General features: G+C 62.1%; 11 protein-coding genes. 8 read left to right on the top strand and 3 right to left on the bottom strand.

The genetic code is table 11. The features are described 5' to 3' along the window. Complete coding sequence (locus tag AC0J1C_RS16930; protein WP_473044925.1) at positions 1–894, bottom strand: acyltransferase; 894 nt, start codon at positions 892–894, stop codon at positions 1–3. A 183-nt stretch (positions 895–1,077) separates the two neighbouring features. Between AC0J1C_RS16930 and AC0J1C_RS16935 the strand changes: the two genes are divergently transcribed. Beyond that, positions 1,078–2,229 (top strand): alpha/beta fold hydrolase, encoded by a 1,152-nt coding sequence (locus tag AC0J1C_RS16935; protein WP_473044926.1) that lies wholly within the window; start codon positions 1,078–1,080, stop codon positions 2,227–2,229. Positions 2,230–2,374: 145 nt separating this feature from the next. Here the strand turns inward: AC0J1C_RS16935 and AC0J1C_RS16940 are convergent, their stop codons facing one another. Beyond that, the gene (locus tag AC0J1C_RS16940) at positions 2,375–3,046 is read right to left on the bottom strand and encodes a haloacid dehalogenase type II (protein ID WP_473044927.1); all 672 of its coding nucleotides are present in this window, start codon (positions 3,044–3,046) and stop codon (positions 2,375–2,377) included. 131 nt (positions 3,047–3,177) lie between these two features. Here AC0J1C_RS16940 and AC0J1C_RS16945 point away from each other — a divergent pair, with 131 nt between their 5' ends. From AC0J1C_RS16945 to AC0J1C_RS16965, 5 genes are all read left to right on the top strand, one after another. Beyond that, on the top strand, positions 3,178–4,401 hold the full coding sequence (locus AC0J1C_RS16945; protein WP_473044929.1) for an alpha/beta hydrolase: 1,224 nt from the start codon (positions 3,178–3,180) through the stop codon (positions 4,399–4,401). A 33-nt stretch (positions 4,402–4,434) separates the two neighbouring features. Further along, positions 4,435–5,346: a LysR family transcriptional regulator gene (locus tag AC0J1C_RS16950; RefSeq protein WP_473044930.1), complete on the top strand. Its 912-nt coding sequence runs from the start codon at positions 4,435–4,437 to the stop codon at positions 5,344–5,346. A 234-nt stretch (positions 5,347–5,580) separates the two neighbouring features. Next, the gene (locus tag AC0J1C_RS16955; RefSeq protein ID WP_473044931.1) at positions 5,581–6,813 is read left to right on the top strand and encodes a Bcr/CflA family multidrug efflux MFS transporter; all 1,233 of its coding nucleotides are present in this window, start codon (positions 5,581–5,583) and stop codon (positions 6,811–6,813) included. 309 nt (positions 6,814–7,122) lie between these two features. Next, entirely contained in the window at positions 7,123–7,620 is a 498-nt protein-coding gene (gene tpx, locus AC0J1C_RS16960) for a thiol peroxidase (RefSeq protein ID WP_473044932.1), read from the top strand. Between the two features lie 220 nt (positions 7,621–7,840). After that, a complete protein-coding gene (locus tag AC0J1C_RS16965) occupies positions 7,841–9,178 on the top strand; it encodes an MATE family efflux transporter (protein ID WP_473044934.1) in 1,338 nt (445 codons plus the stop codon). On the opposite strand, the gene AC0J1C_RS16970 is transcribed toward AC0J1C_RS16965, so the two are convergent. After that, entirely contained in the window at positions 9,164–9,589 is a 426-nt protein-coding gene (locus tag AC0J1C_RS16970) for a thioesterase family protein (RefSeq protein ID WP_091988948.1), read from the bottom strand. The genes AC0J1C_RS16965 and AC0J1C_RS16970 overlap by 15 nt on opposite strands. A gap of 293 nt (positions 9,590–9,882) precedes the next feature. On the opposite strand from AC0J1C_RS16970, the gene AC0J1C_RS16975 reads away from it, so the two are divergent. Together AC0J1C_RS16975 and AC0J1C_RS16980 are read left to right on the top strand one after the other, a co-directional pair. After that, a complete protein-coding gene (locus tag AC0J1C_RS16975; RefSeq protein ID WP_473044935.1) occupies positions 9,883–11,520 on the top strand; it encodes an MBL fold metallo-hydrolase in 1,638 nt (545 codons plus the stop codon). Between the two features lie 243 nt (positions 11,521–11,763). Further along, on the top strand, positions 11,764–13,158 hold the full coding sequence (locus AC0J1C_RS16980; RefSeq protein WP_473044936.1) for a succinylglutamate desuccinylase/aspartoacylase family protein: 1,395 nt from the start codon (positions 11,764–11,766) through the stop codon (positions 13,156–13,158). The last annotated feature ends 52 nt before the right edge of the window (positions 13,159–13,210 follow it).

Here is a 13,210-nt window from a genome sequence, read left to right on the forward strand (position 1 = left end):
TCAGCGGGCCAGCATCCGCTCCAGACGCTCGTCCTTGGCCTGCCACTGCTCCGCCAGCCAGTTCTTCACGTTCCGCCGGTGTTCCGCGTCGGTTGAATAGTCCCGGCCTTTGAGTTCGTCGGGAATGTCGTGGGTGTGAATTTCCATCTTCACTTCCCCCACCCGTCCACAGAGAAATTCCCAGAACGTCGGTGCGCCATCCGGGTAGGCAATCGTCACGTCCACCAGGGTCTGGATGGAATCACCCATGGCATCCAGCACAAAGGCGGCGCCGCCGGCCTTGGGTGTCAGCAGGTGCCGGTAGGGCGATTTCTGTTTGTCGTGTTTGGCCTGGCTGAAGCGGGTGCCTTCCACAAAGTTCATCACGCTGACCGGCGTGTAGCGGAATTTCTCACAGGCCCGGCGGGTCGAGCGCAGGTCTTCTCCGCGCTTTTCCGGGTGCTTGATCAGGTATTCCCGGGTGTAACGCTTCATAAACGGGAAATCCAGGCCCCACCAGGCCAGGCCAATCACCGGCACCCAGATCAGCTGCTGCTTCAGGAAGAATTTCAGGAACGGCGCCCGTCGGTTGAACACCCGCTGCATGGCAAAGATATCGACCCAACTCTGGTGGTTGGCCAGCACCAGGTACCAGCTCTCACGTTTGAGCTTGTCGGCCCCCTGCACCTCCCACTTGGTGCCGTGGGTCAGTTTCATCCAGCCGGTGTTGCAGGCCACCCAGGCTTCGGCAATGGCGATAATCACCTTGGTGCAGAGCACGCGGAAGCCGTGGATCGGGATGATCAGCTTCAGGATGGCCGGGATGTACAGCAGGACGCACCAGACCAGGGTATTGATTCCCAGCAGGATTGAGTTGATGACACCGATCACGGGGGCAGGCAGAAAGCTGAGCATGGCAATCCTGTTCTTCTGGTTGTTGTTTCCAAATCGGGTGCAATCATACCAACCCAAGTCCAGATTGGGCAGTGGCCGGAAGTGACCGGTTTGCCCATCAATCTGGACAGTTTTGCCATGGTACCCGGTGCCCGACTATGGATAATCCCTACCCTGAGTTTTCGATTCTTCATGGACACCCCAATGCCCAATCTCGTCAAATCTGCTGCTGAACGCGCCGCAGGACTGTCCCGGCAGGCAACACTCTACGCCGGTAACGCCTTCGACCGGGTGTTCCGGGCGGCCAGCCTGGTTCAGGCCGGGCAAACGCCGTTTGAAACCCTGTTCACCGATGGTCTGGTAAGTCTGCGCTACTACCCGCCCCTGGCCGAGGATTTTATCGAGCTGGACGGCGAGACCATCCCCGTGGAGCGCAAGGCCCACAAGACGCCGATTGTGATTGTGCCGCCGCTGGCGGTGAACATGCTGATCTACGACCTGTTTCCCCAGCGCAGTCTGGTGCGCTTTTTACGGGCCAAGGGCTTTGAGGTGTATCTGATCGACTGGGGCATTCCCACCCGGGAGCACAGTCACTACAACCTGCACACTTATGTGGCGGAGTTGCTGCCGGCCTACCTGAACCGGGTGCGCGAGCACAGTGGTGAGCAGGAGCTGTCGCTGCATGGCTGGAGCATGGGCGGCATGTTCACCCTGTTCTATTCGGCCCTGAGCAACGATCAGCACGTGCGCAATGCCATTGTGCTGGGCTCGCCCATCGACAGTCATGCTTCCGGCATCCTCGGGCTGCTGAACCAGCGACTGGCGGATGTAGCGGGGTTCATCCGTAAGCGCAGCGGGTTCCGCCTGCACAATGTGAAGCCGCACTGGTTCCACACACCAGGCTGGGCCAACACCATTGGCTTCAAGCTCACCAATCCGATCGCCAGTGTGATGAGCTACTGGGAGTTGATTATCCGGCTCGGTGATCGCGAGTTTGTTACCAACCATGCCACCACCTCGGCGTTCCTCGACCGTATGGTGGCGTACCCCGGCGGGGTGATTCAGGACACGATGGTGCGGGTATGGATCGATAATCAGCTCTCGAAGGGCGAGATCCAGATTGGCGAGGACATTGCCAGGCTCGACAATGTGAGTGCCAACTTACTGGCTATTGCCGGCCGCGAGGATACGCTGGTGACCGAAGGCGCGGCCAAGCGGGTGATGGATCATGTGAGTTCCACCGACAAGACGTTTCGGGTGGTGCCGGGTGGGCACATGGGGATTCTGGCGGGGAGCAAGGCGCCTCGGGAGAGCTGGCTGGCAATGGCTGAGTGGTTGGCCGAGCGGTCGGACTGACCTGTTTTACCTTTGAGCATGCCGGCAGGTGTTGGGGTGGGGTTTCCAAAACACGCTACAAGCACATCCCTGTGCGCTTGTTTCGGGCCATCCATGGCCCTCTACAGTTTTGGAAACCCCACCCCAACACCTGCCTCCGCTGGCTTCAGAGGTTTTTCAGGGTCGATTTCAGTTCTGACAGACTGTTGATCACCGCCGAGGGCTGGATTCCCCAGTCCTCGAACACCTTGTCCGGATCCCGTTTCACCCAGACCGCCAGCAACCCCGCTGCCCTTGCGCCAATCACATCCCAGGCATTACTCGAAACCAGGCACAGTGGCTTGTCCCAGGCCCCGGTGGCCCTGCGGGCGTGGGTGTAGACGGCCGGATCGGGTTTGAAGCTTTTGATGTCATCTACCGAGACCAGACCATCGAATTGGTCCAGCAACTGGTTGTGGCCGAGCACATTCTCCAGGGCCGGATAGCTGCCGTTGGAGAACGCGAACAGCGGGTAGTCTCCTTTCAGGCCTTTCAGCGCCGGCGAGGCATCGTCGAACGCGGGCAGCGACAGGTAGGCGCCCATCAGGGCATTCTCTCGGTCGTCAGACAGCGCTAGCTTGTGGGTCGCCATTGCGTAGCGCAGGGCCTGGCGGGTGCAGGCGCCGAAGTCTTCGTAGACTTTCATCAGGCCCTTCCGGAACGAGAATTCCAGCTGTTTTTCCCGCCAGAGTGCAGCCACCGCTTCGGCCCGGTCGCCGGCGTCCTGCGCCAGCAGGCGGGACATGCCCATGGGATCCACCAGGGTGCCATATACGTCGAATGCCAGGGTCATGGTCATTGTGCGGGCTCCTCATCCGGTCGCGGTTATGCTGTCGTATCTGAGAGACACTAGCCGATATTGAACGATCGCTCAATCGGAGCAACCAAAACCGCATGATCATTCAGAGGAGCCCCGTGGACCGGCCAATCATGACGATTTTCCGAACCCTCACTGTCACTCTTGCCCTGGCTGCCACCACAGCGTGCGCAACCGGTGGAAACCTTTACCGTCCCGGGCCATCGATGCTCTCTGCCGGGCCGGTGGAGGACTTTGATCGGTACGTGGCATCGGTGCGGGCTCTCGTTGCCACCAATCTTGTGGCGGTGAACGGCTTTGAGCGCGACCGGCAGGTGGAATGGAACCTGCCGTTCCGGAGGGCGCCGGCGGCTGGTTGCCCATCCGGCGAGCGCACCGGGCTGCTGCTGGTGCATGGCCTGAGCGATTCACCGTTTGTGTTCCGGGATCTGGCCGAGTATCTGGCCGCGCATTGCGTGGAGGTCCGCACGCTCTTGCTGCAGGGTCACGGCACGCGGCCCGGCGATATGGTGACTGCCAGCGCCGAGGTCTGGCGGGCGCAGGTGCGGGATCACTTCACTGCCCTGTCACAGGCGGTGGATCGAGCCTTCATTGGCGGGTTTTCCCTGGGCGGTGCACTGGCAACTGATTACGCCCTGGCCGACAACGGGCCCCGGCCGGCGGGGCTGATCGCCGTGGCCCCGGCCTGGCAGCTCAATGGCCTGCGGGATTACCTCTGGCTGGCGCCCATTGCCGATGCGTTCGGCGACTTTGTGGAGAAGGAGCCGGAGCTGAATCCGGTCAAGTACGAGTCGTTTTCCTTCAATGCAGGCAGTCAGCTCGACATCATCATGTCGGCGGTCCAGAAGCGCATTTCGGAGCCTGATTCGCTGGAGATGCCGCTGTTCCTGGCGGCCACGGAGGCAGATTCGGTGATCAACCTGGAATATCTGGTCAGCCGGTTCCGGGAGCGTTTCACCCACCCGGCCAACACCATGATGATTTTCCGGGATACGCGGAATCCCTGGCCGGAAGCGATGGCGGACGATCGCATCCAGTTCCTGAACAGCTATCTGCCCGAGGCCAACATTCTTGAGTTTTCCCACCAGTCGCTGCTGATTTCGCCAAACAACGAGCTTTACGGTCTGGGCGCACCGCTGCAGCGCTGCCTGGAACCCAACAACCTGTCCCTGGAGGACTGCCGGCAGCTGCCAGAGGAAGAGCTCTGGTTCAGCGCATGGCACGACACCGAGCGGCCGGTGTTCACCAGCCGGCTGACCTACAATCCCTGGTTCTCGGAACTGGCCGGTAGCATGCTGGCCTTTCTGAAGGCGAACGGGTGGGCTACGTCGCCGTAGCGGTTTACGGGATGGCGGGTTAGACTGCCATTCATGAACCCGATTGATACATTGAACCTGGATTTTCGCGCCCTCACCACCTTCCTGGCGGTGCTGGATGAGGGCAGCGTGTCGCGCGCCGCGGTCAGGCTGGGCGTGACCCAGTCGGCGGTCAGCCATACCCTGGAGCGCCTGCGCCAGGCCCTGGGCGACCCGCTGTTCGTGAAATCCGGGCGCGGCATCGTGCCCACCCGTTACGCGCTCCAGGCCGGCCCGCACGTGCGCCAGATCCTGGACGATCTGCAGTCCCTGTCCGCAGGCCCGCCGTTCAGCCCGGCCACGGCGGAATTCACGTTTACCATTGCGGCCAATGACTACCAGCGGGATCTGTTGCTGCCGGGGCTGGTGCGCACCCTGCGCCGGGAAGCCCCGGGTATCCGCGTGCAGGTGATTCCGTCGGGAATTCCGCGGGCGGATCTGTTGCGCAAGGATGTCTGCGATCTGGTGATTTCCCCCCACGCGCCAGAAGCCACGGACATTATGCAGCGCGGCCTGATGGCCGACCGCATGGTGGTGTTCTACGATCCGGCGCAGCGGCAGCCGCCGGCAGACCTGCCGGAATACCTGAAGGCGGACCACATTGCCCTGATGTTTGCCACCGGTGAGAAGCCGACGGTGGAAACCGCCATGGAGGCCCGGGGCATGGTGCGTCGCAATGTGGTGACGGTGTCGAACTTCTCGGGGCTGCCGGAGTTTCTGCGCGGTTCCGATATGCTGGCTACGGCGCCGGAGGGTATGAGTCAGCACCTGCTACGGGATTTTGCCTGGGTGCCCCTGCCCTTTGATTTCAAGCCTTTTACCCTGCTGATGCTGTGGCATCGCCGCAATCAGAACGATCCGGCCCACAAGTGGCTGCGCAATCAGGTGAATGCGGTGGCGGCGGGGCTTAATGCCCTGAAGCATTAATCAATTAGTTTTGCTCATAGGTTGTATGAGCTTTCTCGCCGTTATCTTCTTCGCACCCCTGCCCTAGACTGCCTGTACTCCCCTATCGGCCGGGTCGGGTAGCGCTCTCCAAAACACGCTACAAGCACATCCATGTGCGCTTGTTTCGGGCCATCCATGGCCCTCTACAGTTTTGGAGAGCGCTACCCGACCCGACCTGTTGAACTCTTGAGATAACAACGCACCAGGAAACCCATGCTGACTTTGACCAGTGTCTGGACAACCGTATTACTTGCCGCCGCCGTAGCCCTGGGGCCATTGGCGACGGACATGTATTTACCGGCACTGCCACAGATCGGTTCCGACTTTGGAACCGGCGTTGATCAGGTGCAGTTGACGCTCAGCCTGTACATGGTCGGGTTTGCCATCGCCCAGTTGATCTGCGGGCCCCTGGCCGACCGTTTCGGTCGCAAGCCGATCATGATTGGCGGGTTCGTGCTGTTTGCCCTGGCCAGCATTGGTTGTGCCCTGGCCACCAATATTGAAACCCTGATCCTGTGCCGGTTCCTGCAGGCCCTGGGCGGCTCGGCCGGGCCGGTTCTGGGTCGGGCGGCGATCCGGGACATTTATACACCTCGCGAGGCCGCGAAGATTCTGGCGATCCTGGCCAGCATCATGGCCCTGGCGCCGGCGGTGGCGCCGACTATCGGCGGCCTGCTGACCGCCAACCTGGGCTGGGCCTCGGTGTTTCTGGCGCTGGGTGGTTATGCGCTGGTGATGGCGGTGGTGGTAGCTTTCGGGATTCCCGAGCCCATGCGCCCGGAGCATCGCCAGTCCCTGAAACTCTGCAGCCTGCTGCGTAACTACCGGACGATCGCCAGGGATGTCAGCTTTCTGGGCTATACCCTGACCAATGCACTGATTTTCTCCGGTCTGTTCGCGTTCCTGTCCGGCTCGTCGTTCGTGCTAATCGATTTCCTGGGCGTGCCCACGGAGCAGTTCGGTCTGTACTTCGCCTGCATGGTAGCCGGCTACATTACCGGCAACCTGACAGCGGTGCGCCTGGGCAGCCGTCTGTCGCCAGACCAGATCCTCGTTCGCGGGCTGATCATTGCCGTCGCTGGCGGCAGCCTGATGGCGGTGCTGGCCGTCAGCGAGGTGTACAACGTCTGGGCGGTGATCCTGCCCCAGGCCCTGTTCATGATCGGCACCGGCATGGTGCTGCCCCAGACCATGGCCGGCGCCCTTGCCAACTTCCCTTCCATGGCCGGCTCCGCCTCGGCCTTGTTCGGCTTCACCCAGATGGCCATCGCTGCCCTCGCCGGCGTACTCGTCGGCCATCTGCACGATGGCACCTCCCTGGTCATGGCCACCATCATCGCCGCCTGCGCAGCCTTTGCGATGGCCTGTTACCTGCTGCTGGTTCAGCGGTTTCCGGCCAAGGGCTTTGAAACTCAGGAAAGTCTCCGTTCGCTCGCAAAAAACTGAGGGCTTCGAGTTTCCCAGATACTCTGGGGGCAGGTGGTGGATGGCTCTCGAAAACTGTCTGTCGCCAGGGGTGAAGAGCGAGAGCTCTTCACGGGCTGGTCAGGGATGGCCTGCCCAGGACCCTCAGTGCGACGCAGGAGCAGTTAGCGCTGAGGGGCGACAGCCAAGCGTCACAGGGATGTGCCGCAAGGAGCGTGTTTTCGAGAGCCATCCACCGCCTGCCCCTTGACCGAAGCCCGAATGCAAAATCATCCAAAGTGGTCTACACAGAGTACGTAAGACTCTCACCCAGACACCAAGGAGCACACCATGAGCAGCGTCACCCTGGACGGCAACCCCCTGGAACTGAGCGGCAAATTCCCGCAGCAAGGCGACAACGCCCCGCCCTTTACCCTGACCAACAGCGGCCTGGAAGAAGTGAAGCTGGACAACTGGGCCGGCAAGCGCAAGATCCTGAACATCATCCCCAGCATCGATACCGGCGTTTGCGCCGCCTCCACCCGCAAGTTCAACGAAAAAGCCGGCAACCTGGACAACACCGTGGTACTGGTCGTCTCCGCCGACCTGCCGTTCGCCGCCGCCCGATTCTGCGGAGCCGAGGGCCTGAAGAACGTGGAAACCCTCTCCACCTTCCGCAACTACAGCTTCCAGCAGGACTACGGCGTGGCCATCCAGAACGGCCCCCTGGCCGGCCTCTGCGCCCGAGCGGTGGTGGTACTGGACGAGAACAACAAGGTCCTGCACAGCCAGCTGGTCGACGAGATCAAGAACGAGCCGGATTACGACGCCGCCTTGAAGGCATTATAAAGTCGGCAATCAATGATCCGGCCGCTGGCCGTATCGCCGGGGTTCGGGCGAAGCAGCCGGCGCGGCTTTCCAAGACTGTGCATTGCCAGGGATGGCGATGCCAAGCCCCCATGGACGGGTTCACGGCGTGTCTTGGAAAGCCGTGCCGGCTGCTTTGCTAACACCGAGGCGCGGACCTGTTAGAATTCCCTCCCCAAAAACCGAAGGCCCCCAACACCTCGTGCAAACCACCACCCAGAACCCATCACTGGCCCGCCAGCTCTACAGCATGACCTGGCCCATGCTCTTCGGGGTGCTGTCGCTGATGACGTTCCAGTTGGCGGACAGCGCCTTTGTGGGTCAGCTCGGCCGGGACCCACTGGCTGCCCTGGGCTTCACACTACCGATGCAGCAGTTGATCATCGGCCTGCAGGTGGGCCTGGGCATTGCCACCACGGCCATCGTCTCCCGCACGCTCGGCGCCGGCGACGAACTGCGGGCCTTCCGGCTCGGCGGGCTGATCATCACCGTGGGCGGCAGTCTGGTACTCGTTATCTGCGTCACCCTCTGGTTACTGCAGAAAGTGATCATGACCGCCCTGGGCGCGGAAGAGTCGCTGTTGCCGCTCATTCACCAGTACTGGATTCCCTGGCTGATCGCCGCCTGGACCGGGGCCTTTCTCTATTTCGGTTACAGCGTGTGCCGCTCCCACGGCGATACCAGACTGCCGGGGTACATGATGGTCGCCACCAGCCTCACCAACATTGCCCTGGACCCGCTCTACATCTTCGTATTCGACTGGGGCCTCCCCGGTGCCGCCTGGGCCACGGTAACCTCGTTTGGTATGGGCTGCCTGGTGATCTACCCCAAGTTGCTGAAGCGGCACTGGGTGCGGTTTGACCTGCAGGAACTGGCACTCTGGAAGGCCCTCAAACAGCTCAACGGCATCATGGCCCCGGCCATGGTCAGCCAGCTGATGCCGGCAGTCTCGGCCATGCTTGCCACCGCCCTGGTGGCCGGCTTTGGCTCGGCTGCGGTAGCCGCCTGGGGCCTGGGCACCCGTCTGGAGTTTTTCTCGATTGTGGTGGTGCTTGCGCTGACCATGTCCATGCCGCCAATGATTGGTCGCATGCTGGGGGCCGGCGACATTGAGCAGATCCGGCGGCTGGTACGGCTGGCGGTGCGCTTTGTGGTGGTCTGGCAGCTGGCCATTGGATTGATCTGGGTGGTCGCGTCCGGGCTGGTGTCCGAGCTGTTCTCCAGCGACCAGGCGGTTCAGGAGGTGCTGGCCGGGTACCTGGTGCGTGTGCCCCTGAGCTACAGTGGCCTGGGCGTGTGCATGCTGATGGTGTCGGTGTGCAATGCTCTGGGGCTGGCGATGCGGGCGCTGCTGGTGTCCACCCTTCGGCTGTTTCTGTGTTTCCTGCCTCTGCTGTGGGTTGGCAGCCAGCTTAACGGCATCTATGGCCTGATGAGCGGTGCCCTGGTGGGCAACCTGTGCGCCGGCGCCATGGCCTACAGTTTCTATCGGGCGGGTATGACGCGGCTGAAGGCCGAGATGGCCTCAGGCAAAGCGTGAGCGGAAGCTCTCGGGCATGGGCACCACTTCCTTGCGCTGGTAGTTGAAGAACACGAATCCATACTTGGCCAGGGCCACCGGCTGTCCGCTTTCAGCCTTGGTAACCCGGAACACGAAATCCCCGCCGTACTTGTTGAAGTCCATCACGCCCACTTCAAAGCGCAGCATTTCCGGGAAGAAGGATTCCGACTGGTACATGGTGGCCAGGTCGGTGACGATGATGCCGGTGCCGTCCTTGCCGGCTTCCTGAAGACCGTAGCTCACCAGGAACTGGGCGCGGGCTTCGGAGAGCATGGAGATCAGGGCGTCGTTGCCCAGGTGGTTGGCGCCGTTGATGTCGGTGATGCGCACGGGCATGCGGGTTTCGAAGCAGAAGGCGTCGTCGGGGAAGGCGAGTTTGATTCGGGCCACTGGGGTGTCCTGTTCTTGCTGGGCATTGGGGCGTGAATGATACGCCCTTCGACTTTGGTGTTCATCCTGAGATCTTGCCGTATAAATCGGTTATCTTGAGATGAAACCTTTGCGCGCCAGACTGCGGCGGCGTGATGGTTGGGAAAGGCCTTCCAAAACGCGCTCCTGGCGGCACGTCCCTGTGACGCTTGACTGTCACCATCCGTGGCGACAGACAGTTTTGGAAGGCCTTTCCCAACCATCATTCTTACTCTTTTCGCGCGCTGAAAAACAACGAACGCATCTGGAGTTTTATGGAAATTCGCCCTGCTGCCACTCTTGTTCTGGCCCGAGATACATCGGTAGGCATAGAAGTCCTGCTGCTTCAACGCACCTGGGACGCCGTGTTTATGCCCGGGTATTTTGTGTTTCCCGGTGGCCGGGTTGAGGAACATGAACCCCATGGACGGGAGCACGCGATCGGGGCCGGCGACGCCGAGATCAGTCAGACGTTAAGCGTCGACGAAGGCGGCGCGGATTACATGTTGGCGGCGGTTCGGGAGTGTTTCGAGGAGTCCGGGATTCTGGTGGCGATGGATCAACAGGGCAAGCCGGTTGCCGGGGATCATCCGGCCCATGGTGACAGGCAGGCGTTGTTTGATGGCGAATTGACGCTGGCCCAGCTGTGCCGGAAGCACGGTTTGTCGATTCCTCTGGACCGGCTGGCCTATCTCGGGCACTGGATTACGCCTCCGGGGCCGCCGCGGCGGTTTGATACGCGGTTTTTCGTGACGCCGCTGCCGGAGGGCCAGTTGGCCAGTCACGATGGCATTGAGACCATCGATCATGTCTGGCTGCGGCCGGAGCAGGCGCTGGAAGAGCATCGCAACGGCCGGCGTTTGCTGGGGCTGCCAACCATACGCACGCTGCGGATTCTCAGTGACTTTGACACCACCGACGCACTGATGCGTTACGCCCATGCCAATCCGCCGGAGCCCTATCCGAGCGAGACATGGCCGGCCATGAAAAAGGGCAAACCGGTAACCCTGGAACCCGGTGCGCCGGCCTACGATGAGGCGGTGAAGCTGGATCCGGAGGGCGAGGGCTCGACGAAGGCGGAGATCGTCCCGGGGGAGCCGGTTGAGGTGGCCGCGCGGGTGGTGCGGCTGACAGCGCCCAACCCGGGCATGATGACCGGGCCTGGCACCAATACCTACATCCTGGGCCACGAGCAGTTTACGGTGATAGATCCAGGCCCGGCCAAGGACACCCACATCGAGCGGATTCTGGAACTGACCGGCGGGGTGATTGATCAGGTGCTGGTGACTCACACCCATCAGGATCATTCACCGGCGGTGGCCGAGCTGAAAGCGCGGACCGGTTGCCGGGTGTTCGGCTGGCCGGCGCCGGAGGGTGCGGGCCAGGACCAGACCTTTGTGGCCGACGATGAGCCGGAGCATGGCGATCTGATCGTGACCGAGGCCGGTATCCTGAAGGTGCTGCATACCCCCGGGCACGCCTCCAACCATTTGTGTTACCTGCTCGCAGACCAGCAGCTGCTGTTCTCCGGCGACCACATCATGCAGGGCTCCACGGTGGTGATCAATCCGCCGGACGGCGATATGAAAGCCTACATCGAGTCGCTGTACGATCTGCTGGCAGAGTCCATCCGGTTCATTGCGCCGGCCCATGGCTTTCTGATCGGGCACCCGCCGGCGGTCATCGATTTCCTGATTACCCACCGGCTGTCCCGGGAGCACAAGGTGATGCGGGCCCTGGAGACCCTGGCGCCGACGGATCTCAAGTCGCTAACGGCCAGGGCCTATGACGACGTACCGGCCGCCATTCACGGCCTGGCGGCACGGTCGGCCCTGGCGCACCTGCTGAAGCTGGAGGCCGAACACCGGGCCTACCAGGACGGCGACCAATGGCACCTGGTACACGCGAACTAACCGGACGTAACAGACGCACACCGGATTTCGCAAAACCCTTCTGTTGTCGGCCTCCGCTCGGGCGTATAAATGTAACAGCAATGCAAAACGCCCCAGCGGTAAGGATTCCGGGCGGCCCTGCGCCGCTCTCAGGCTTTCATGTAGACGGCATTAAACCTTTGTTACAGCCGTATTCAAGACTGCCACCGCCACTCTATCCTTGCACGCACACGGTTGAACCGAGAGGACGGGACAGAAACCACTATGCTGTTTACGCGGCTTTCATCACCCATTCGCCATGCCTTGATTGCGGGCCTGGTCACACCCTGGCTGGCCCTGTCGGCCAATGCTGCGCCCGCCCAGGGGGAAACCGGGTCAGCCAGTACCGGCAAGAAGTCGGACGTGCTGGTTGCCGAGCTGGCAGAAGATGAAAGCGTGGCGGATGTCGAAGAATCGGTACCACTGAAAACCGCCGACCGGGAGAAACGCAGTGCCGCAACCGCCAGCGCGCGCACCGGTGCCGGAGTCGATACCCCCTCGTCGCCGGCCCGCAAGGTGGCACCGAACATCGATCTCAAACAGGTGGCGCCGCCGCCTGAAGCCCAGCCTGCCACCCAGACGGGCCAGACGGGGGAACCGCCCGGGCCGGAGGTAGCGACGGAGGACACCGGTACCGCTGCGGAGCCGGAGATTCTGCCCGGAGAAGTGTTCACACTTCTCGGCAGCGATGTCATGCCCGGCACCTCCACCCGGCTGGCGTGGACCCCCGGCATCCAGATTGCCGGTCTGTCCCAGCCAACCCCGGTGCTGGTGGTAAACGGCGTTAACGCCGGCCCCACCCTGTGTCTGACCGGCGCCATCCACGGTGATGAGCTCAACGGCATCGAGATCATTCGCCAGACCATGTACGACCTCAACCCGGAAAAGCTGTCGGGGCGCGTGGTCGGCATTCCCATCGTCAACCTGCCCGGGTTCCAGCAGGGCAGTCGCTACCTGCCGGACCGGCGCGACCTGAACCGGCACTTCCCCGGCCACCCGGAGGGCAGCCTGGCTGATCGCATCGCCCATTCGCTGTTCGAGAACGTGATTCGCAAGTGCGACATGCTGGTGGACATCCACACCGGCTCGCTCAAGCGCACCAACCTGCCCCAGCTGCGGGCCGACATGAACAACCCGGAGGTGGCCGAGTTCACCCGCGGCTTTGACCGCATGGCGGTGGTGCACAGCACCGGCTCACCGGGCATGCTGCGCTCTGCTGCGGTGGCCGCCGGCATCCGCACGGTGACCCTCGAGGCCGGTGAATCCCACCGCATCCAGCAACACCAGATCAGTGCCGGCGTGAACAGCCTGACCAGCCTGATGGAGCGCCAGGGCATGATCTCCCGGATGTTCGTGTGGGGTGATCCGGAGCCGGTCTATTACGATTCTGACTGGATCCGCGCCGATCACGGGGGCATCCTGTTCAGCGAAATCGAACTGGGTGCCCGGGTGTCCAAGGGCGAGATCCTGGGTTACGTCTCCGACCCCATTACCAACGCCCAGCACCCTATCCGCTCAACCAGCGACGGCCGGGTGATAGGTATGGCGGTGGATCAGGTGGTGATGGCAGGGTTCGCCGCCTACCACATTGGTACAGAGGCGGAAGTGCCCGGAGAGTAGTATGCTAGGCTTTTTTTGGGCGAGACCACGACCCCATAGGAGCCTCAGTGTC

This window comes from Marinobacter sp. E2 (genome assembly GCF_055755345.1).

Coding starts and splice junctions, on each gene's coding strand:
- AC0J1C_RS16945 (WP_473044929.1), top strand. CDS start 3,178: ATGACGATTTTCCGAACCCTCACTGTCACTCTTGCCCTGGCTGCCACC.
- AC0J1C_RS16935 (WP_473044926.1), top strand. CDS start 1,078: ATGCCCAATCTCGTCAAATCTGCTGCTGAACGCGCCGCAGGACTGTCC.
- AC0J1C_RS16980 (WP_473044936.1), top strand. CDS start 11,764: ATGCTGTTTACGCGGCTTTCATCACCCATTCGCCATGCCTTGATTGCG.
- AC0J1C_RS16940 (WP_473044927.1), bottom strand. CDS start 3,046: ATGACCATGACCCTGGCATTCGACGTATATGGCACCCTGGTGGATCCC.
- AC0J1C_RS16950 (WP_473044930.1), top strand. CDS start 4,435: ATGAACCCGATTGATACATTGAACCTGGATTTTCGCGCCCTCACCACC.
- AC0J1C_RS16955 (WP_473044931.1), top strand. CDS start 5,581: ATGCTGACTTTGACCAGTGTCTGGACAACCGTATTACTTGCCGCCGCC.
- tpx (WP_473044932.1), top strand. CDS start 7,123: ATGAGCAGCGTCACCCTGGACGGCAACCCCCTGGAACTGAGCGGCAAA.
- AC0J1C_RS16930 (WP_473044925.1), bottom strand. CDS start 894: ATGCTCAGCTTTCTGCCTGCCCCCGTGATCGGTGTCATCAACTCAATC.
- AC0J1C_RS16975 (WP_473044935.1), top strand. CDS start 9,883: ATGGAAATTCGCCCTGCTGCCACTCTTGTTCTGGCCCGAGATACATCG.